The organism is Streptomyces armeniacus (assembly GCF_003355155.1).
GTDB lineage: Bacteria > Actinomycetota > Actinomycetes > Streptomycetales > Streptomycetaceae > Streptomyces > Streptomyces armeniacus.
In genome coordinates, this window is sequence record NZ_CP031320.1 from 5,312,556 (window position 1) to 5,332,219 (window position 19,664).

Genomic DNA, 19,664 nt, shown 5'->3' on the forward strand with positions numbered 1-19,664 from the left:
GACCACGACCCGAACCGGAGGCTGAGGTCATGCCCCACCTGCACACCCGCGCCGCAGTCGAGGAGTATCTGCGGGTGCGTGAGGACCTGTTCCTGGCCATGCGCACCGACCGCAGCAACGGCGTCGAGGCGCACGAGATCGCGCGGACGGCGGCCGGCACGTACACCCGCCCGGTCATCATGGCGTACCTGTCCTGCGTGGAGCTGCGCGACGACGCCCGTGCCGCGCTGCGCCGCGCGGGGCTGGACCACTGCGCCGGTGTACGGTCCACCGGCGCGGGCGGCCGTGCGCCGCGCGCCGTCCTGCTGGCCCTCACCCGCGAACCCGCGGAGCTGGCGGACACCGAACGGTCGGCCCTCCCGGAACGCCTCGTCCACGCCCTGGCCCAGGCGGACATCCGTACGCGGCCCGCCGACGGCTCCGCGCTCGCGCGACTGCTCTACGCCGGAGAGGAGGTCCACCTGCACCGCGCCGAGCGCTAGGGCGTGTTCGGCGGCACGTCGAGCCCTCTGCGCAGCTCGTCGAGGAGCGCGTGCACGCGCGGCGACGCGGCGAGGTCCTCCAGCGACAGCGGGGTGCCGTCCGCGTCGGCGACCGGCAGCCGCCAGTTCGGGTACTCCCGGCAGGTGCCCGGCACGTTCTGCGGGCGCCGGTCGCCCACCGTGTCCGGCAGCCAGACGCCGAGCATGCGGGCCGGCGTACGGACCAGGAACCGGTGCACCGCCTTGATCTCGGCCTCCTCGTCCCCCGCGCCCTCCGGCAGCAGCCCGAGCCGGTGGAACAGGCCGAGCCAACCCGCCGTCTCCACAGCGTCGGCCGACTGCTCGGCGAGCAGGGGGCGTTCCAGCATGCCGAGCCGTTCGCGCAGCTCGACATGGCTGCCGGACAGCCGCGCCGCCACGGGCGGCAGGTCGTGCGTGGTGGCGGTGGCCAGGCAGCCGGCGCGCCAATCTTCGGGCGGCAGCGGGCGCGGCTCGGCGGCGTGGCCGTTCCGCTCGCCACCGTCCGCAGGAGCCGTATCCGACGCAGACGCCGTACCGGACTTCGGCTCCGTACCGGACGCGGCTGCCGTACGGGTCTCCGCCGCGCGCGCGTAGTCCCGTTCGAACCACAGCACCGACGTGCCGAGCACCCCGCGCGCGGCCAGCTCCTCCCGTACGCCCGGCTCGACCGTGCCCAGGTCCTCGCCTATCACGGCGGCCCCCGCCCGGTGCGCCTCCAGCGCGAGGGCGCCGAGCATGGCCTCCGCGTCGTACCGGACGTACGCGCCCTCCGTCGGCGGGCGGCCCTCCGGGACCCACCACAGCCGGAAGAGGCCCATGACGTGGTCGATGCGGAGCGCGCCGCTGTGCCGCAGCAGCCCGGCGAGCACCTCGCGGTACGGCGCGTAACCGTGGCGGGCCAGCGCGTCGGGCCGCCAGGGCGGCAGGCCCCAGTCCTGGCCGTGCGGGTTGAACGCGTCCGGCGGCGCGCCGACCGACATGCCGGCGGCGAATACGTCCTGCTGCGCCCAGCTGTCCGCGCCGTGCGGGTGCACGCCCACGGCCAGGTCGTGGACGAGTCCGACGGCCATGCCCGCCTCGCGCGCCGCCCGCTGGGCACCGGCCAGCTGCTCGTCGGTGAGCCAGGCCAGCCAGCTGTGGAAGTCGACGCGGTCCATGAGCTCGCCGCGCACCCGCGCCGTACGCAGCGACCGCGGGTCGTCCAGGCCCGCGGGCCACGCGCGCCAGTCGGGGCCGTGCAACTCGGCGAGGGCGCACCAGGTGGCGTGGTCCTCCAGGGACTCGCCGCGCTCGGCGAGGAAGTCGCAGTACGCCGCGCGGCGGCCGGGCCCGAGCGGGACCTGCCGGATCAGCTCCAGCGCCGCCAGCTTCAGCTCCCACACCGCGTCCCGGTCGATGTGCGCCTCCTTGCGGAGGACGGCGTCGCGCAGTTGGCCGGCCCGTTCGAGCAGCTCGCCGGCCTGCCGCCGCGCGTCGCCGGTCAGCAGCGCGTACTCGGGGACGGCCTCGATCCGCAGATGTACGGGGTCGGGGAAGCGCCGCGTGGAGGGTCTGTACGGGGACGGGTCGGTGGGCGCGCCCGGCTCGGCAGCGGGCACCGCCGCGTGCAGCGGGCCGAGCTGGACGAAGTCCGCGCCGTGCGCGCGGCCCGACCAGGCCGCGAGCTCGCCCAGGTCACCGAGGTCGCCCATGCCCCAGGAGCGCTCGGACAGCAGCGAATAGAGCTGGGTGAGCAGGCCGAAGCCGCGGCCGTCCGCACCGCGGCCGCCGGGCCCGCGGACCCGGTCCGGGACGACGAGCAGTGCGGCGTGCGCGGCGCGGCCGTCGGGGGCCCGCGCGCGCAGCGTGTGGGCGCCGAGGGGCAGCGGGGCGCCGGGGCCCCAGTCGTGCGTGCCGCCGCTCTCCGTGTCGACCCGCAGGACGGTGCCCTCGGGGAGTGCGGGGAGCGTGCTCTGCGCGGACTCGGCGCGTAAGACGACGGTGTGCGGCAGCAGCCGCAGGGAGTCCCGCTCGTGCTGTGCCAGCGCCTCGCGCACGGCGTGCGGCGTGGACGCGTCCACGCCCAGGGCGGCGAGCACGGCGACGACGGAGTCGTCGGGGACGTCGACGCGCTGCCCGGCCACGGGCTCGTACGACGTGCATACACCGTGCGCCGCGGCGAGCCGCGCGAGGCGGCCCATCAGATGTCCGAGGACTCCGTGCCGAAGCCGGTGCCGGTGGGCTCGCTCGTCAGCGGCAGCTCAGCGGCGATCGGCAGCTCACTCGTCAGCGGGGCGACGTCGGCGAGCGGGGGCTCGCTGGTCAGTGGTGCCTCCGGGCACCCGCAGGAGCACGAACCGTCCAGTCCGGAGTCCGGGTCGGACACGCCGGACAGGTCTACCGGCTCGTGCCCGGGTTTGAGCGGAGGTGACGGGATCGTGGTGCGGGGATGGAGAGCGGTGAGGAGGAGTTCGGCGGACGCGGCCACGGCGGGCCTCCGTTCATGGACTTCGTCGGTCGAGTCTGACTTACCCAGCCTGCACGGGCGCAGACGTCTCGCGAGGGATAACGTGGCTCAGCTCACGTTGGTTCCGCAGGCGATTTGCCGGTGGGGAGCACCCCCGGACGAAGGGATTCCGGGCATTTCCGTCATCGTACTCCAGGATTTGCACGGCAACTACGGACGGTGACCACAACAGTCCGTACACGGATGCCCACTGAAACGCATGGACAACAGCGGGCAATACGGCCACTCTCGTTGACAGCCGCCGTGGTGGTGGGCTCAGTCGCCGGCTGCCGCCGGTCCCCGTACGAGCCCCTTCCGCACGCACGCGCGATCCCCTGCGGAGGGGCGGACCCGTGCCGTACGGAGCGACGCGAGCAGGCCGGTTCGAGCGGTACGAGCGACACGAGCAAGAGGAGCCGCGGTGCAGTCCCCGCACAGCGATAGCGCCGACGGGCACAGCCAGAGCGCCGACGGAACGGCCCCGGAGGCCGCGCCCACGGGCCGGCGCGCCGGCCCGAAGCACGCGCGTGCCCGCCGCAACGTGCGCCGTGCGGGCGCGACCGCGCTCGTCGCCGCCTTCGTCGGCGGCCTCCTCAGCGGCGCGCCCGCGGCGCAGGCGGCGCCGCCCGGGGACGGCGCGTCCGACACCCCGGACGACGAGAAGGCGGGCCGGACCGACGTGCCGCCGGTGTGGCCGCGCCCGCAGGCGCTGCGGGCACGCGGCGCGGACGTGCCGCTGGGCACGGAGGCGACGCTGGTCTCGGACGGGGACGCCGACCCGTACGCCCTGGCCGCCGTACGCGGAATGCTGCGCGACGCGGGGGTGCGTACGGTGCACGAGGCGCGGCCCGGTGACCGGCTGCCGGAGGGCGGTCCCGTGTTCCGGGTGGGCACCGAAGCGGCCGAGGGCGCGTTGCGCGCGCTGCGCGCCCCCGAACGCGACGATCTGCCGTCCGGCGGCTACCGCCTCGCCGCCGGCCGGGCCGGCGGGCGCGCCACCGTGGCGCTCTCGGGCGTCGGCGACGACGGCCTGTTCCACGCCGCGCAGACGCTCCGCCAGCTGATCACCGACAGACGCGAGGGCGCAGAGGACGCCGAGGGCGCCGAGGGCGGCACCGGGGGCAAGGTGGTCCCCGGCGTCGTCATACGGGACTGGCCCACCACCTCCGTACGCGGCGTGACCGAGGGCTTCTACGGACAGCCCTGGTCTCAGCAGGAACGCCTCGACCACCTCGACTTCCTGGGCCGCACCAAGCAGAACCGCTACCTCTACGCGCCCGGCACCGACCCGTACCGCCAGGCCACCCGCTGGCGCGACCCCTATCCGGCCGCCCAGCGCGCCGACTTCCGCGAGCTCGCGCAGCACGCCGCGCACAACCACGTGGTGCTCGGCTGGGCGGTCTCGCCGGGCCAGGGGCTGTGCTTCTCCTCGGCGGGCGACCGCAAGGCGCTGCTGCGAAAGCTGGACGCGATGCACGCGCTGGGCGTACGGGCGTTCCAGCTGCAGTTCGACGACGTCAGCTACGACGAGTGGCACTGTGACGGCGACGCCGAGAAGTACGGCACCGGGCCCGAGGCCGCCGCCGAGGCGCAGGCCGAGCTGACCAACGCGGTGGCCGCGCACCTCAAGGCACGGCACGGCGGGGCCGGGTCGCCGGTGCCGCTGTCCGTGCTGCCGACGGAGTTCTACCAGGAGGGCAGGACCGCGTACCGCAAGGCGCTGTCCCGCGCCCTGGCCGACGGCGTGGAGGTGGCCTGGACGGGCGTCGGCGTGGTGCCGCGCACCATCACCGGCGGTGAACTGGCCGACGTACGCGGCGCGTTCCCCGGCCACCCCGTGGTCACGATGGACAACTACCCGGTCAACGACTACGCCCCCGGGCGCCTCTTCCTCGGCCCCTACCGCGGCCGGCAGCCCGCCGTCGCCACCGGTTCCGCGGCCGTCCTCGCCAATGCGATGGCGCAGCCCACGGCGTCCCGCATCCCGCTGTTCACGGCCGCCGACTACGCCTGGAACCCGCGCGACTACCAGCCGGGCGAGTCCTGGAAGGCCGCCGTCGACGACCTGGCCGGCCCGGACCGGCGGACCCGCGCGGCGGTCCACGCGCTCGCCGGGAACGACGCGTCGTCCATCCTCGGCGGCGACGAGTCGGCGTATCTGCGGCCCGCGATCCGGGACTTCTGGACGGCGTACGGCGACGGCACCCTCGGCAGCGCCGCCGCGGCGGACGACCTGCGCGCGGCGTTCCGTACGATGCGGCACGCCCCGGAGCGCGTCCCCGCCGGGCTCGGCCGCGAAGCGCGGCCCTGGCTGCGGCAGTTGGCGCTGCTGGGCGAGGCCGGCGAACGGTCCGTCGACATGCTCGCGGCCCAGGCCGCGGGCGACGGCGGCGCCGCGTGGGCGGCGCAGCTGGACGTACGGCGGCTGCGCGACGAGGCGGCCAAGAGCTCCGTGACGGTGGGCAAGGGCGTGCTCAAGGAGTTCGTGGACCGCGCGCTGAAGGCCGGCGACGACTGGACGGGCGTACGGAAGAACGCGTTCGGCAGCGAGCGGCCGCACGGCGGCCCCACCGCCCGCCCCGGCTCCCCGCTGGAGGCGGCCGTGGACGGCGATACGGGCAGCGCGTACCGCGCCGGCGCCCCGCCCGTCACCGAACTGCCCGCGCGCGGACGGGGCGAGATCCCGGCGCCGCCGGACGGCCTGACCGTCGGCCTGCCGCGGGCCCGTTCGCTGGCGGCGGTCACCGTGCTGACCGGCCCGGCCGCCGATGGGGGCGCAACCCGCGCCGACATCGAGGCGCACGTGCCGGGCGAGGGCTGGCAGCGGATCGGCAGGCTCTCGGAGAGCGGCTCGACCGAGGCGGCGGCGCACGGGCTGCGCGCGGACGCGCTGCGGCTTCGCTGGAGCGCGGGGTCGGACGCGCCGGTCGTGCACGAGATCACGCCCTGGTACGCCGACACCCCGGACGCCTCCCTCGCCCTGTCGCGCGACGACACGTACGCCTCCATCGGCGGCGGCCCCGCCGAGGTCGCCGTACGGCTGACCGCGCAGCGCCCCGTCGAGGTGCGGGGGCGGCTCAAGGCAGAGGCGCCGGAGGGGTTCACCGTACGGGCGCCGTCCCGCGTGACCGTGCCGCGCGGCGGCACCGCGGAGGTACCGCTGCGGGTGACGGCGGGCCCGGAGGTGCGGCCGGGGACGTACGAGGTGCCGGTCTCGTTCGGCGACGAGCGCCGCACCCTGACCGTACGGGCCTTCCCGGCCGTCGGCGGCCCGGACCTGGCGCGGTCGGCGGAGGCGGCCTCGTCGGGCGACGAGACGCCGGACTTCCCGGCGCCGCATGTCAACGACGGCAAGGCGCACACCCGTTGGTCCTCGCCCGCCGAGGACGGCGCGTGGGTGCAGCTGGAGCTGGCGCGCCCGGCGCGGGTCGGCGAGGTGCGGCTGCACTGGCAGGACGCGTACGCGGCGGGCTACCGCGTCCAGGTCTCGCCGGACGGGCGGCGCTGGCGTACGGCCGCGACCGTACGGGACGGTGCGGGCGGCCGGGAGACCGTACGGATGGACGCTCCGGCGGACACCCGCTTCGTACGGGTGCAGGGGGACAAGCGGGCGACCCGGTTCGGCTACTCCCTCTGGTCGGTGGAGGTCTACGCCGTGCGGGAGGAGAAGCGGGAAGAGAAGGACGTGAAGAAGGAGCCGGAGAAGCAGGAGCCGGGGAAGCAGGGACAGGACGGCGAGCGCTGACGCCGTGGAGCGTCAGCGCGGATCGCGGGACCGGCCCCTGAAGCACCGGGGCACACAAAAGCCCGGCCTCTCAGGCAGAGACTCTGCCGTCGATCCGGGCGAGGGCGTCGTCCGCGCCGTAGGGTTGCAGGTACGGCAACCAGCGCGGATCCCTATGGCCTGTCCCGATGATCCGCCAGGCCAGTCCGGACGGGGGCGCGGGTTGATGGCGCAGCCTCCAGCCGATCTCACCGACGTGCCGGTCGGCCTTCACGTGGTTGCAGCGGCGGCAGGCCGCCACGACGTTCTCCCAGGTGTGCTGGCCGCCTCGGCTGCGCGGGACGACGTGGTCGACGCTGGTCGCCACACCGCCGCAGTACGCGCACCGGCCGCCGTCCCTGGCGAACAGCGCGCGCCGGGTGAGCGGCACGGGGCCCCGAAAGGGCACCCGCACGAAGCGCTTGAGCCGGACCACGCTGGGGGCGGGTATGACTCGGGTGGCGCTGTGCATCAGGGCGCCGGAGTCCTCGAGGCTGACTGCCTTGTCGTTGAGGACGAGTATGAGAGCGCGTCGCAGCGGTACGACACCGAGCGGCTCGTACGACGCGTTGAGGACCAGGACATGCGGCACGGTGCCTCCTTGTACGTCGGCGGCGCGTGGCTCGCGCCGGGACGATCTCCCCTCAGTGTGTCCCGAGCCCCGGCGGCTGCGCCACCACGACCGGGTAACGCAGAGGGCATCTTTTCCCCCATCCGGGACATTTCGCCCCGCATGAGCCTCGTCACGTGGGGTGTGGCGGCGGACCGTACGCCTGTCGCCGTCACTCCGCAGCGGCCACGCCGTGACCGGCGGTGACACGGGCGTACGCGGTTGTACGGCGGGGCGCCAAGCGGAGGGAAGGATTCGGCCGGACCGGGGCACGGGGGGTTTGTGCAGAGGATGGGCCATTAGTGTGGGGCCTTAGTGTGCGCTCGTGTTCGCGTCCGCGGGCGCTCTCGGCGTGTCCCGCACGGAAGGTTCTGCTGTGTCCTGGTTGCTCGGTGCCACCCCTCCTCCGGACGGCGAGACGTCCCTGGAAGACGCCCAGGAGACGGCCAACAACGCGGCCGGCTGGTTCGAGGAGAACTGGTCCGCCTTCCTCTCCGTCGGACTCCGCATCCTGCTGGTCATGTCCGTCGCGGTGGTGCTGCGCTTCCTCGTACGGCGCACGATCACCAAGTTCCTGAAGCGGATGAACCGGAACGCGGCCGCCGAGGCCAGCGGCAACGCCCTGCGCGGCCGGGGCCTGCTGGTCAACGTCGAACGGCGGAGGCAGCGTTCGGAGGCCATAGGGTCCGTGCTGCGCAGCGTCGCCACCATGGTGATCATGGGTACGGCCGCGCTCATCGTGCTATCCATGCTCGGCATCAATCTGGCACCGCTGCTGGCCAGCGCCGGAGTCGCGGGCGTGGCACTCGGTTTCGGCGCGCGCAACCTCGTCACTGACGTGCTGACCGGGACGTTCATGCTGCTGGAGGACCAGTACGGGGTCGGCGACCGGATCGACGCGGGCGAGGCGACCGGCGAGGTGCTGGAGATCAACCTGCGCGTCACCAAGCTGCGCGGGGACGACGGCGAGGTCTGGTACGTGCGCAACGGCGAGATACGCCGCGTCGGCAACCTCAGCCAGGGCTGGGCCACGGCCGCGCTGGACGTGCAGGTACGGGCGCGCGAGGACCTGGAGGAGGTCCGCGCGGCCATCACGGCGGCGGGCGAGGACATGGCGAAGTCGGAGCCGTGGGACGAGATCCTCTGGACGCCGGTGGAGATCCTCGGCCTGGACTCCGTGACGCTGGAGTCGATGGTGCTGCGGGTGTCCGTACGCACCATGCCCGAGCGGGCGCTCGGCGTGGAGCGCGAGCTGCGCTGGCGGATCAAGCGGGCCCTGGACCAGCGGGGCATCGAGATGGTGGACGACGAGTCGCTGGCGCTGGAGGCGGGCCGCCTCTCGCTGGAGAAGTCGGCGCGGCTGTCGCTGGAAAAGTAGCCCGGCCCCGTACCCGTACGGGATGTGACCCCGTTCGACCGTTGACGCCGGTCGGGCGGGGCCTTACTGTCCTCAGCACAGAACAGGAAGCTTTCCTAACAGTAGCCTCCGGGCGGTGGCTTCCTGACGATGACCGCGACAGTGCCGGTGCGACCGGCCCCGCCGATCCGGGTGGAGGCACCCCATGGCCCAGGCGTCCCCAGGAACCCCGCGTGTGCTGCGCGCGATGAACGACCGCGCCGCGCTGGACCTGCTGCTCGCGCACGGGCCGCTGTCCCGCAGCCGGATCGGCAAGCTCACCGGGCTGTCCAAGCCGACCGCCTCGCAGCTGCTGGCCCGCCTCGAGGCCGCCGGGCTCGTCGTCGGCACCGGCACCAGCGAGGGCCGCCCCGGCCCCAACGCCCAGCTGTACGCGGTCAATCCGGGCGCCGCGCACGTGGCCGGGCTGGACGTGACCACCCTCGGCATCCGCGCCGCCGTCGCGGACATCACCGGCCGTACGGTCGGCACGTACGAGGTGCCCACGCCGGGCCGCCGCACCGCCGGCAGCACGCCCGAGCTGGTCGTACGCGCTGTGGACGGCGCCGCGAAGGCCGCCGGCGTGCTCCGCGGCGACCTGCACCGCATCGTCATCGGCACGCCCGGCGCGTTCGACCCCAGCACCGGGCGGCTGCGCTACGCCTCGCACCTGCCCGGCTGGCACTCCCCCACGCTGCTGGACGAGCTGGCCGCCGCGCTGCCGATGCCGCTCGCGTACGACAACGACGTGAACCTCGCCGCCGTCGCCGAGCAGCGGCTCGGCGCGGCCGGCGACAGCGACGACTTCCTGCTGCTGTGGAACGAGGAGGGCATGGGCGCCGCCCTCGTCATCGGCGGCAAGCTGCACCGCGGCTGGACCGGCGGCGCCGGCGAGGTCGGCTTCCTGCCGGTGCCGGGCACCGCGCTCGTACGGAACGCCGCGCGCACCGGAAGCGGCGGCTACCAGGAGCTGGCCGGGGCCAACGCCGCACTGCGGCTGGCCCGCGAACTCGGCCTCCCGTACGACCACTCGGCGCCCATGCACGAGGCCGCCGCCGAGCTGCTGCGGCGGGCGCTCGCCGCGACGGACCCGGAAGGCGCGGGCCGGGAGCCCGCGGCCGCCCCTTCGTCGGCCGAGGAAGCCGCGGCGGACAGCGAGGCGTACGCCGAGCTGCTGCAGCGCTTCGCCACCGGGCTCGCGACCGGACTCGCCTCGCTCGTGGCCATGCTCGACCCGGAGCTCATCGTGCTGTCCGGCGGCGTGCTGAACGCCGGCGGCGAGCGGCTGCGCGAGCTGGTCCGCGCCGAACTGTCCGAACTGGCCGTGCCCCGGCCGCGGCTGGTGCTGGGCACCGTCACCGAACACCCCGTCCTGAGCGGGGCGCTGGAGAGCGCGCTGGCCGCGACCCGGGACGAGGTGTTCGACACCTCGCGCTGACCCGGACCACCCCGTCACCCCGCCACACCCGACCCCTTCGCACCTGCACCGCCAAAGGGAGGCCCCGCCATGCCCGGAAACCGGAGAGCGGTCCGCAGCACACCGGCCCGTACGCAAGCCCGTACCCGCACCCGTACGCACACCCGTACGTCCGCCGCGCTGGCCGCCGCCGCGGCCGTCTGCCTGCTCGCGGGGGCCTGTACGGGCTCGGGCGGCGGCACCGCCGAGGACGATCCCAACGCCGAGACCACGCTCACCTTCTGGCACGGCTGGAGCGCGCCGTCCGAGGTCGAGGCGATCGACGCGAACATCGACGCGTTCGAGAAGAAACACCCCAACATCACCGTCAAGGTCGTCAAGAACGTCAGCGACGACAAGCTCAACCAGGCGCTGCGCGCGGGCGGCGACAAGGCGCCCGACGTGGTGTCGTCCTTCGCCACCGACAACGTCGGCCGCTTCTGCTCCGCCCGCGCGCTCGCGGACCTGAAGCCGTTCCTCGCGAAGTCGGGCATCGACCCGGCGAAGACCTTCCCGAAGCCGATGCTCGAATACACACAGTACGAAGGGGTGCGCTGCACGCTGCCGCTGCTCGGTGACGCGTACGGTCTCTACTACAACAAGGACGCGTTCGAGAAGGCCGGGATCACCGAACCGCCCCGGACGTTCTCGGAGTTCGACAAGGCGGCGGAGAAACTCACCCGCCACAAGGGCGACTCGTACTCCCAGCTCGGCTTCATGCCGAACTACCACGGATACGAGACCACGGTCGAGCACTACGGCGCGCAGTTCGGCGTGGACTGGTTCGGCGAGGACGGCAAGGCCGCGAACGCCTCCGACCCGGGAATGAAGAAGCTGTTCCAGTGGCAGCGCGGCCTGGTGGAAAAGCTGGGCGGGTTCAGCAAACTGGAGCGCTACCGCTCGTCGTTCGGCGACGAATGGGGCGCGAAGCACCCGTTCCACACCGGCCAGGTGGCCATGCAGCTGGACGGCGAATGGCGCGGCAAAATGGCGCGGGACGCCGGTGTGGACTTCGAGATCGGCACCGCTCCGCTGCCGGTGCCGGACGGCGAGACCGAGTCGTACGGCAAGGGCTACCTGTCCGGGACTGTCATCGGCATCGCCCAGTCCAGCCCGAAGCAGAACGCCGCCTGGGAACTCGTACGGTTCCTCACCACGGACACCGGCGCGGTGGTCGATTTCGCCAACGCCATTCACAACGTGCCGTCCACGCTCGCCGCCATGAAGTCGCCCCGGCTGAACAAGGACCCGGACTACCGCACGTTCGTGAAGATCGCCCGGCACCCGGAGAGCCGGCACGCGCCGGGAAGCGTCAACGGCGCCGCATTCCTGCTGACGCTCCAGGACCTCGGCTACGACTACGAGTCCGGGCGCGAGAAGAATCTGGACGCCGGGCTGGAAAAGGCCGACCGCCAGATCGACAAGGACATCGCACAGGCGGAATGACGGAGGAGGAGCACCGAGGACAGGGACCGAGGACAGGACAGCGATGACCACGATGCACCCCGGGCTGAGAGCGAGGCGCCGCCGCTCCCTGCTGCGTACGGCGGGCTTCCTCTCGCCCTGGCTCATAGGCTTCAGCGTCTTCTTCGCCTATCCGCTGCTGGCCACCGTCTACTTCTCGTTCATGAAGTACGACGGCTTCACCGCGCCGACCTGGAACGGGCTGGAAAACTGGTCGTACGTCTTCCGGGACTACCCGTTCTTCTGGCCCGCGCTGGGGAACACGCTGTGGCTGGTCGCGGTGATGGTCACGCTGCGGGTCGCATTCGGGCTCGGCATCGGGCTGCTCATCACGAAGATAAAGACCGGCCCCGGGCTGTTCCGCACCTTCTTCTATCTGCCCTATCTGGCCCCGCCCGTGGCCGCGACCATGTCGTTCGTCTTCCTGCTGAATCCCGGCACGGGACCGGCGAACACCGTGCTGGACTTCTTCGGACTGCCGCAGCCGGGCTGGTTCAAGGACGCCGACTGGTCGAAACCGGCGCTGACCCTGCTCGCGCTCTGGGGCATCGGTGACCTCATGGTCATCTTCATGGCGGCGCTGCTGGACGTGCCGAAGGACCAGTACGAGGCGGCCGAACTCGACGGCGCCGGCGCGTTCGCCCGGTTCCGCTGGGTCACGCTCCCGAACATCGCCCCGATCGTGCTCTTCGCCGTCATCACCGGCGTGATCGAGACCATGCAGTACTACACGCAGCCGCTGGTCGCCGGGAAAGTCGCCTCGGGCGTCATCGGAGGTTCCGGTCAGCAATTCGAGCCCGGCTATCCCGACGAATCCACGCTCACCGTCCCGCAGATCGTCTACAACCTCGGATTCCAGCGGTTCGACACGGGCTCGGCGTGCGTCGTGTCGCTCGTCCTGTTCGCGCTCGCCATGGCCTTCACGGCCCTGCTCATGCGCCGCGGCAGCGGCTTCCTGTCGGCGGAGGACTGAGGAACGATGCCCGTACCGACCCCGACCCGTATGGCCCCGGCCCGTACGCGCGCCCCGGCCCGTACGCGCCCTCCGGCCCGTATGCGCCGCGGCGCGGCGCTGGAGTGGATCGGCGTCCACGCGCTGGCCGTGGCGGCGGCGCTGTTCTTCGTCCTGCCGTTCGTCTTCGTGCTGCTCACCGCCGTGATGAACGACAACCAGGCGCTCACCCGCGACCTGTGGCCCGACACCTGGGAATGGGGCAACTTCCGCACCGTCTGGGAGACCCCCGGATTTCTCACCTGGTGGCGCAACACGCTGCTCTACGCGGGCCTCGGCACGGTGCTCGCCGTCGGCTCCAGCATTCCCGTCGCCTACGCCCTCGCCAAGTTCCGCTTCCGCGGCCGCAACATCATGATGATGGCGGTCATCGCGATGATGATGCTGCCCCCGCAGGTCGTCATCGTGCCCATGTACCTGTTCTGGGCGAAGCAGCTCGACCTGTCCGGCACGCTGTGGCCGCTGATCGTCCCGATGGCGTTCGGGAACCCGTTCACCATCTTCCTGCTCCGGCAGTTCCTGCTGACGATCCCCAAGGAGTACACGGAGGCGGCCCGTATCGACGGCTGCGGCGAATTCCGGGCGATGCTGCGCATCGTGCTGCCCATGGCGAAACCCGCCCTGGCCGCCGTCGCGCTGTTCCACTTCTTCTACTGCTGGAACGACTACTTCGGCCCGCAGATCTACGCGTCCGAGAACCCCGGTGCCTGGACGCTCAGCTACGGCCTCGAGTCCTTCAAGGGAGCCCACCAGACCGACTGGAACCTCACGATGGCGGCCACCGTTCTGATCATGGCGCCGGTGATCGTCGTCTTCTTCTTCGCACAGAGAGCCTTCATCGAAGGCGTCACCCTGACGGGAGTAAAGGGCTAAAGCATGAAACTAGCTGTTGTCGGCGGCGGTTCGACCTACACACCCGAACTCATCGACGGTTTCGCCAGGTTGCGCGACACCCTTCCGCTCACCGAGCTGGTCCTCGTCGACCCGGCCGCCGAACGCCTGGCGGTGGTGGGCGGCCTGGCCCGCCGCATCTTCGCCCGGCAGGGCCACCCGGGGCACATCACCACGACCTCCGACCTCGACGCGGGCGTCGACGGCGCCGACGCCGTGCTGCTGCAGCTGCGCGTCGGCGGCCAGGCGGCCCGCGCGCAGGACGAGTCCTGGCCGCTGGAGTGCGGCTGCGTCGGCCAGGAGACGACGGGCGCGGGCGGCCTCGCCAAGGCGCTGCGCACGGTGCCGGTGGTGCTCGACATCGCCGAACGCGTGCGCCGCCGGGCCCCGGACGCCTGGATCATCGACTTCACCAACCCCGTCGGCATCGTCACCCGCGCCCTGCTGGAGGCGGGCCACCGGGCGGTCGGGCTGTGCAACGTCGCGATCCACCTGCAGCGCAAGTTCGCGGCGCTGCTGGACGTCCCGCCGGAGGGCGTGCACCTCGACCACTACGGCCTGAACCACCTCACCTGGGAGCTCGCCGTACGGCTGGGCGGCCCGGACGGCGAGGACGTGCTGCCGCGGCTGCTCGCCGAGCACGGCCCGCGCATCGCCGAGGACCTGCGGCTGCCGGCCCCGGTCCTGGCCCGGCTCGGCGTCGTCCCCTCGTACTACCTGCGGTACTTCTACGCGCACGACGAGGTCGTGGACGAGCTGCGGACCAAGCCGTCGCGCGCGAGCGAGGTGGCGGCGATGGAGGAGCGGCTGCTGAAGATGTACGAGGACCCCGCGCTGGACGAGAAGCCGGAGCTGCTCGCGAAGCGCGGCGGGGCGTTCTACTCGGAGGCGGCGGTCGCGCTGGCCGCCGCGCTGCTCGGCGGCCCGGCGGGGGCGGCGGCCGGCACGGGCCCGGCGCCGGGGTCCGTGCAGGTGGTGAACACGTACAACCGCGGCACCCTCCCGTTCCTGCCCGACGACGCCGTCATCGAGGTCCCCGCGCGCGTCGGCCCCGACGGCGCCCGCCCGCTGCCCGCGCCCGCCGTCGACCCGCTGTACGCGGGCCTGATCGCGAACGTCACCGGCTACGAGGCGCTGGCGCTTGAGGCGGCGCTGCACGGCGGCCGCGAGCGGGTGTTCAAGGCGCTTCTCGCGCACCCGCTGATCGGCCAGTTCACGCAGGCCGAAGACCTGACCGACCGCCTCCTCGCACACAACCGGGAGCACCTCGCGTGGCTCTGACCGACGCCTGCCTCGCCATCGACGCGGGCAACAGCAAGACGGACGCGGCCGTCGTCGCCGCCGACGGCGCCGTCCTCGGCACGGCGCGCGGCGGCGGCTTCCAGCCGGCCGCCACCGGCGTGGCCGCCGCCGTCGACGGTCTCGCGTCGGCCGTCGCGCGCGCGGCGGTCGCCGCCGGGGCGGACAGCGCCCGGTTCGGCCCCGGCGGCGGCTCTGGCGGCGCCGGCGGTTCCAGCAGCACCGGCCAGGCGGTGTTCGCGAACGTGTCCGCGTGCCTCGCCAACGCCGACCTGCCGCGCGAGGAGCGCGAACTGGCCGCCGCCGTCGGCGCGTACGGCTGGGGCCGCGCCACGCACGTCGCCAACGACACGTTCGCGATCCTGCGCGCGGGCCTCCCCGACGACGGGTCGGTACGGCACGGCGTCGCCGTCGTCTGCGGCGCGGGCATCAACTGCGTGGGCCGCGACGCCGCCGGGAACACCCACCGCTTCCTGTCCCTCGGCCGGCTCTCCGGCGACTGGGGAGGCGGCGGGGGCCTCGCGGACGAGGCGGTGTGGCACGCCGCGCGCGCGGAGGACGGCCGGGGCGAGCACACGGAGCTGGCGCGCGCCGTCCCGGGGCACTTCGGGCTGCCGTCGATGTACGCGCTCATCGAGGCGCTGCACCTGGGCGAGCTGCCCGCCGTACGGCGGCACGAACTGGCCCCCGTCGTCTTCGAGGTCGCGGCGGTCGGCGACCCGGTGGCGCGTGCGCTGGTGCACCGTCAGGCCGACGAGATCGTGTCCCTGGTGACGGTCACGCTGAACCGGCTGGACCTGCTCGGCCAGAAGACGCCCGTGCTGCTCGGCGGCAGCGTGCTCGCCGCCCGCCATCCGATGCTCCAGGACCGGCTCACCGAGCAACTCGCCGCCCGCGCCCCCAAGACGGCGCCCCTGCTGGTGACGGCACCCCCGGTGCTGGGCGCGGCCCTGCTGGGCCTGGACCGGCTGTCGGCGCGCCCGGAGGCGTACGCCCGGCTGCGCGGGCACTACGGGTGAGCGCGCGGGACGGGTGAGCGCGCGGGACGGCCCCGGCGCCCGCCCCCGCCTCAGCGCGCGCAGAACTCGGCCTCGACCGCCGCGTCCTCCAGTTCCTGGTCGCCCCAGTCGCCGTTGCGGTTCACGGTCAGCACGTGCCGGCCGTCCCGCGTGCCGGTCGTACGGCTCGCGGATCCGGGGATCATGCCGCCGTGGCCCCAGACCCGGCAGCCGTCCCCGAGCTTGAAGTGCCGGATGCCGAGCCCGTACGTGTCCTCGGGGCCGCCGTGCCCCTTGTCCCCGTCGACGTCGACGGCGGCGAGCAGCGCCCGCTGCTGGGCGGGCGGCAGCAGTTCGCCGCCCAGCAGCGCGGACAGGAAGGTGTTCACGTCGTCGACGGTCGAGATCAACTGCCCGGCCGAGAAGGCCACCGTGGGGCTGAACTCGGTGACGTCGTACACCTTCGCGTCCGGGCCGTCCTCGAAGAGCGTGGACCAGTGCGTCGCGTGCGGGCGCGGCACCCGTGGTGAGGTGCCGGGCACGGAGGTGCCGCGCAGCCCCAGCGGCCTGATGAGGAGGCGTTCGACGGCCTCCCGGTACGTGCCGCCGGTGACCCGCTCGACGACCATTCCGGCGAGTACGTAGTTGGTGTCGGAGTAGTCCCACCTGCCGGGCTCGCCGGGTCTGCTGCCCTCCCGCGGCTGGAAGTTCGCCGGGTGCGCGAGCGCGATGTCCACCAGCTCCCGCGGCCGCCACTCGCGGTAGCGGTTCCGGTCGAACTCGGCACCCGCATACAACGCGCGGAAGCCCTCGTCCATGTTGTAGTCGAAGATCCCGCTCGTGTGGTTGAGCAGATGCCGGACGGTGATGTCCTCCGGGTGGTAGCCCTCGCCCCGTACGATCCCGGGCAGCCACTCCTCCACGCTGTCGTCGAGCGAGAGCTCCCCGCGGGCCTCGAGCATGAGCAGCACCGTCGCGGTGAACGGCTTCGTGATGCTCGCGACGCGGAACTTCTCGTCCGTGCCCCGCGGATGACCGCCCGCCAGGTCGCGGGAGCCGGCGCGGCCGTGCCAGCTCCCGCGGTGGTCCCGCGCCTGGGCGATGACGCCGGGGGTGCCGTCGGCGACGATCGCGTCCAGCGCGGCCTGCGTCGCGGCGTGCGGCCGCCGCGGCCGGTCGGGGGCTTCGGAAGTCCCGGGCGCCTGGCGCGCGTCGGGCGGACCGGCGAGGGCGGGCAGGGCGGTGGCGGCGAGCGCGCCGACGGCGGTGAGCACGACGGCGGCGCGGCGCGCGGGCAGGAGTCTCGTCATGTGACGAGCGAACCGGGCGCGGTCCGCGCCGGGTATCGGGGACGTCCCGGGTATCGCTCAGGGTGACCCGGACCCGCCCCGGGGACCGCCCCGGCGGGCCCGGCCCGGACCCGCCCCTGACCCGGACGGCACGGCCTAGAGCCGCACCCGCACGCCCGGCGGCGCGTACTCCCGTACGGCCTCCGCCACGGTCTCCCGGTCCGCGCCGTCGCCGAACTCCAGCACCAGCAGGGCGCCTTCGCTCGTACGGCGCGGGGCGGGCACCGACCGCGGCGCGGGCACGCCGTCGACCAGCCACAGGCGCAGCCAGCCGGCGTTGCGCCCGGCGCCCGCGTCCAGGCGGCGCACCTGGCTCCAGGCGTACCGGACGGGGCCGCGCCCGTGGCAGCGGAGAGCCACGCCGTGCGTGTCCACGGCGAGGGCGTCCGGCTGCGCGGCGGCGGCGACTTCGGCGCGGCCCGCCCGCCGGTGCCCGCACGCGAACCACGCGAGCGGTACGGCCAGCACCGCCGTCGGCACCAGCGGGGACATGTCCGGCAGGCTCAGCCCCGACAGCCGTACGGCCAGCAGGGCGGCCCCCAGCACGCCGCAACCCGCCAGCAGGAGCGCCGCCTTGGAGGCCGTCAGGCCCGCCCGCGCGAGGACCGGACCGGGGGCGTGCCCGTCCGGCGGCCGCAGGCCATAGCCAGGGAGGAGCCGCAGGCCGTAGCCGTACGGGAGCCGCGGACCGCGTGTGATCGGCATGCGGGGATCCTAGGGCCTGTCGACCCGGGGTGTTCCCCTGTCGCGGGGAATGCCACACACACGTGCCAAATGCCCGTGGTGTCCGCCGTACGCAGGGCTGTTCGGCCTGGACGGGAACCGGACGGGCGCCCGGAGCGTGATGAGAGGCAAGAGGCGGACCGGCTGGCGTGCCCGCACAGATCGCGATCCGAACAAGATCCCGGCATTGACGGTGTGGCGACCAGTCAGTGCCGCCATACTGCTGGCCGTGGGCCCGAATCCGTCGCGGCACAGCGTTGCGCGGGGCCGGTCCCCGCCAGCGACCAAGGGGGAGGTCTCCAGCCGTGACACAGCCGCCCGACGTGCGCACCGCGCCACCGCCGGCCACGTCCGCGCCGCCGGGTGCGCCCACGCCGGCGGGGTCGCCGTCCGGGCCGGAGGCCGCCCGTGCGACCGCGTGGTCCGAGGGCGTGCACCGGCTGCGGGTCGCCGCCACCACGGAGCCGGGCCGGCTGCGGATCATCGGGGCCGTTCTCGCCGCGCTGATCGTCGCGTTCGGGGCGGTGACGGCCTGGCAGGTGAACGAGCGCACCACCGCCGCCGACGCCGTCGTGGACCACAGCCAGCCGCTGAGCGCCGACGCGGCGAGCGTCTACCGCTCACTGGCGGACGCCAACACCACGGCCGCCAGCGGGTTCCTGGCGGGCGGCGACGAGCCGCGCTCCGTACGCGAGCGGTACGAGCGGGACATCCGCACCGCCTCCGGCCTGCTGGCCAAGGCCGCCGCCAACTCGCAGGGCTCCGCGTCCGCGCAGCGCCACATCGCCACCCTCAACCGCGAACTCCCCCGCTACACCGGCCTGGTGGAGTCCGCCCGCGCCAACAACCGGCAGGGCCTCCCGCTGGGCGGCGCGTACCTGCGCTACGCCAACGACCGTATGCACGCCGAACTGCTGCCCGCCGCCCGCGAGTTGTACGAGACCGAGACCGCGCGGCTGAACGACGACTACCACGGCGCGAAGGCCTGGCCCGCGTTCGCCCTCGCACTCGGCGTGGTCACCCTCGCGGCGCTCGGCTGGGCCCAGCGGCGGCACTACCACCGTACGAACCGGGTGCTCAACCCCGGCCTCGTCGGCGCCACTCTGGCGACCGTGATCACGCTGGGGTGGCTGGCGGGCGGGCACGCGCTGGCCCGTTCCGGGCTCGGCGAGTCCGACGAGCACGGCGCCCGTTCGCTGCACGTGCTGAACGAGGCGTGGATCGGTTCGCTGCAGGCGCGCGGCGAGGAGAACATGTGGCTCGTGGCACGCGGCGCGGGCAGCGAGTACGACGAGAACTACGGCAAGCGGATGGATGAGGTCGCCGGCGGGCAGGGTGATCGCGGTGGACGGCTGGCAGCCGCCCTCTCGCTGGCCGACGACGACGCCGGACGCGCCCCGGTGCGGGACGCCGCCGACGCGGTCGAGACCTGGCGGGAGCGGCACAAGGAGGCCCGCGGCAAGGAGGACGAAGGCGACTACGAGAAGGCGGTGGACCTGGTGATCGAGCCGGAGGACAGCGCCGAGCAGGCGTTCAAGAAGGTCGACACCGGCCTCCGCAAGGCCAGCGCGCACGAGCAGGCGGAGTTCGAGCAGGCCGCGGACGACGGCCGCGGCGCGCTCGGCAGGCTCGCCGCCGGCGCCGCCGTCCTCGCCGTACTGGGCGCCGCCGCGGCGGTGCTCGGCATCGGCCGCAGGCTCTCGGAATACCGGTGA

15 protein-coding genes are annotated in these 19,664 nt (G+C 73.7%); 10 read left to right on the plus strand and 5 right to left on the minus strand.

All coding sequences use genetic code 11. The features are described from left to right. Positions 1-29 precede the first annotated feature (29 nt). Positions 30-482, plus strand: coding sequence for a hypothetical protein (locus tag DVA86_RS23215; protein WP_208881109.1), 453 nt, complete (start codon positions 30-32; stop codon positions 480-482). Here the strand turns inward: DVA86_RS23215 and malQ are convergent. Continuing rightward, positions 479-2,683, minus strand: coding sequence for a 4-alpha-glucanotransferase (gene malQ, locus DVA86_RS23220; RefSeq protein ID WP_208881111.1), 2,205 nt, complete (start codon positions 2,681-2,683; stop codon positions 479-481). The two genes, DVA86_RS23215 and malQ, sit on opposite strands and share 4 nt — an antisense overlap. After that, positions 2,683-2,970, minus strand: a complete 288-nt coding sequence (locus DVA86_RS23225) for a hypothetical protein (protein WP_208881113.1) — start codon at positions 2,968-2,970, stop codon at positions 2,683-2,685. The genes malQ and DVA86_RS23225 overlap by 1 nt, the downstream gene beginning before the upstream one ends. Positions 2,971-3,529: 559 nt before the next feature. On the opposite strand from DVA86_RS23225, the gene DVA86_RS23230 reads away from it, so the two are divergent. Continuing rightward, positions 3,530-6,733: a glycoside hydrolase family 84 protein gene (locus DVA86_RS23230; RefSeq protein ID WP_208885047.1), complete on the plus strand. Its 3,204-nt coding sequence runs from the start codon at positions 3,530-3,532 to the stop codon at positions 6,731-6,733. A gap of 70 nt (positions 6,734-6,803) precedes the next feature. On the opposite strand, the gene DVA86_RS23235 is transcribed toward DVA86_RS23230, so the two are convergent. Further along, positions 6,804-7,343, minus strand: a complete 540-nt coding sequence (locus tag DVA86_RS23235; RefSeq protein WP_208881115.1) for an HNH endonuclease — start codon at positions 7,341-7,343, stop codon at positions 6,804-6,806. 394 nt (positions 7,344-7,737) lie between these two features. Between DVA86_RS23235 and DVA86_RS23240 the strand changes: the two genes are divergently transcribed. From DVA86_RS23240 to DVA86_RS23270, 7 genes are all read left to right on the plus strand, one after another. Then, entirely contained in the window at positions 7,738-8,739 is a 1,002-nt protein-coding gene (locus DVA86_RS23240) for a mechanosensitive ion channel family protein (RefSeq protein WP_208881117.1), read from the plus strand. 184 nt (positions 8,740-8,923) lie between these two features. Continuing rightward, positions 8,924-10,195 carry an ROK family transcriptional regulator gene (locus DVA86_RS23245; protein ID WP_245997023.1) on the plus strand — a complete coding sequence of 424 codons (1,272 nt, stop codon included), beginning with the start codon at positions 8,924-8,926 and terminating at the stop codon, positions 10,193-10,195. A 69-nt stretch (positions 10,196-10,264) separates the two neighbouring features. Further along, positions 10,265-11,659 (plus strand): ABC transporter substrate-binding protein, encoded by a 1,395-nt coding sequence (locus tag DVA86_RS23250; RefSeq protein WP_208881119.1) that lies wholly within the window; start codon positions 10,265-10,267, stop codon positions 11,657-11,659. A 43-nt stretch (positions 11,660-11,702) separates the two neighbouring features. Next, positions 11,703-12,650, plus strand: coding sequence for a carbohydrate ABC transporter permease (locus DVA86_RS23255; protein WP_208881121.1), 948 nt, complete (start codon positions 11,703-11,705; stop codon positions 12,648-12,650). A 30-nt stretch (positions 12,651-12,680) separates the two neighbouring features. Next, positions 12,681-13,562, plus strand: a complete 882-nt coding sequence (locus DVA86_RS23260; RefSeq protein ID WP_425470995.1) for a carbohydrate ABC transporter permease — start codon at positions 12,681-12,683, stop codon at positions 13,560-13,562. 3 nt (positions 13,563-13,565) lie between these two features. Beyond that, on the plus strand, positions 13,566-14,861 hold the full coding sequence (locus DVA86_RS23265; protein ID WP_208881123.1) for a 6-phospho-beta-glucosidase: 1,296 nt from the start codon (positions 13,566-13,568) through the stop codon (positions 14,859-14,861). Then, entirely contained in the window at positions 14,852-15,898 is a 1,047-nt protein-coding gene (locus DVA86_RS23270; protein WP_208881126.1) for an N-acetylglucosamine kinase, read from the plus strand. Before DVA86_RS23265 ends, DVA86_RS23270 begins: the two co-directional genes overlap by 10 nt. A 50-nt stretch (positions 15,899-15,948) precedes the next feature. Here the strand turns inward: DVA86_RS23270 and DVA86_RS23275 are convergent, their stop codons facing one another. Both DVA86_RS23275 and DVA86_RS23280 read right to left on the minus strand, forming a co-directional pair. Next, positions 15,949-17,187: a serine hydrolase domain-containing protein gene (locus DVA86_RS23275; protein ID WP_208881128.1), complete on the minus strand. Its 1,239-nt coding sequence runs from the start codon at positions 17,185-17,187 to the stop codon at positions 15,949-15,951. Positions 17,188-17,322: 135 nt separating this feature from the next. Further along, complete coding sequence (locus DVA86_RS23280) at positions 17,323-17,931, minus strand: PH domain-containing protein (protein ID WP_208881130.1); 609 nt, start codon at positions 17,929-17,931, stop codon at positions 17,323-17,325. A 323-nt stretch (positions 17,932-18,254) separates the two neighbouring features. Here DVA86_RS23280 and DVA86_RS23285 point away from each other — a divergent pair, with 323 nt between their 5' ends. Then, the gene (locus tag DVA86_RS23285) at positions 18,255-19,664 is read left to right on the plus strand and encodes a hypothetical protein (protein ID WP_245997026.1); all 1,410 of its coding nucleotides are present in this window, start codon (positions 18,255-18,257) and stop codon (positions 19,662-19,664) included.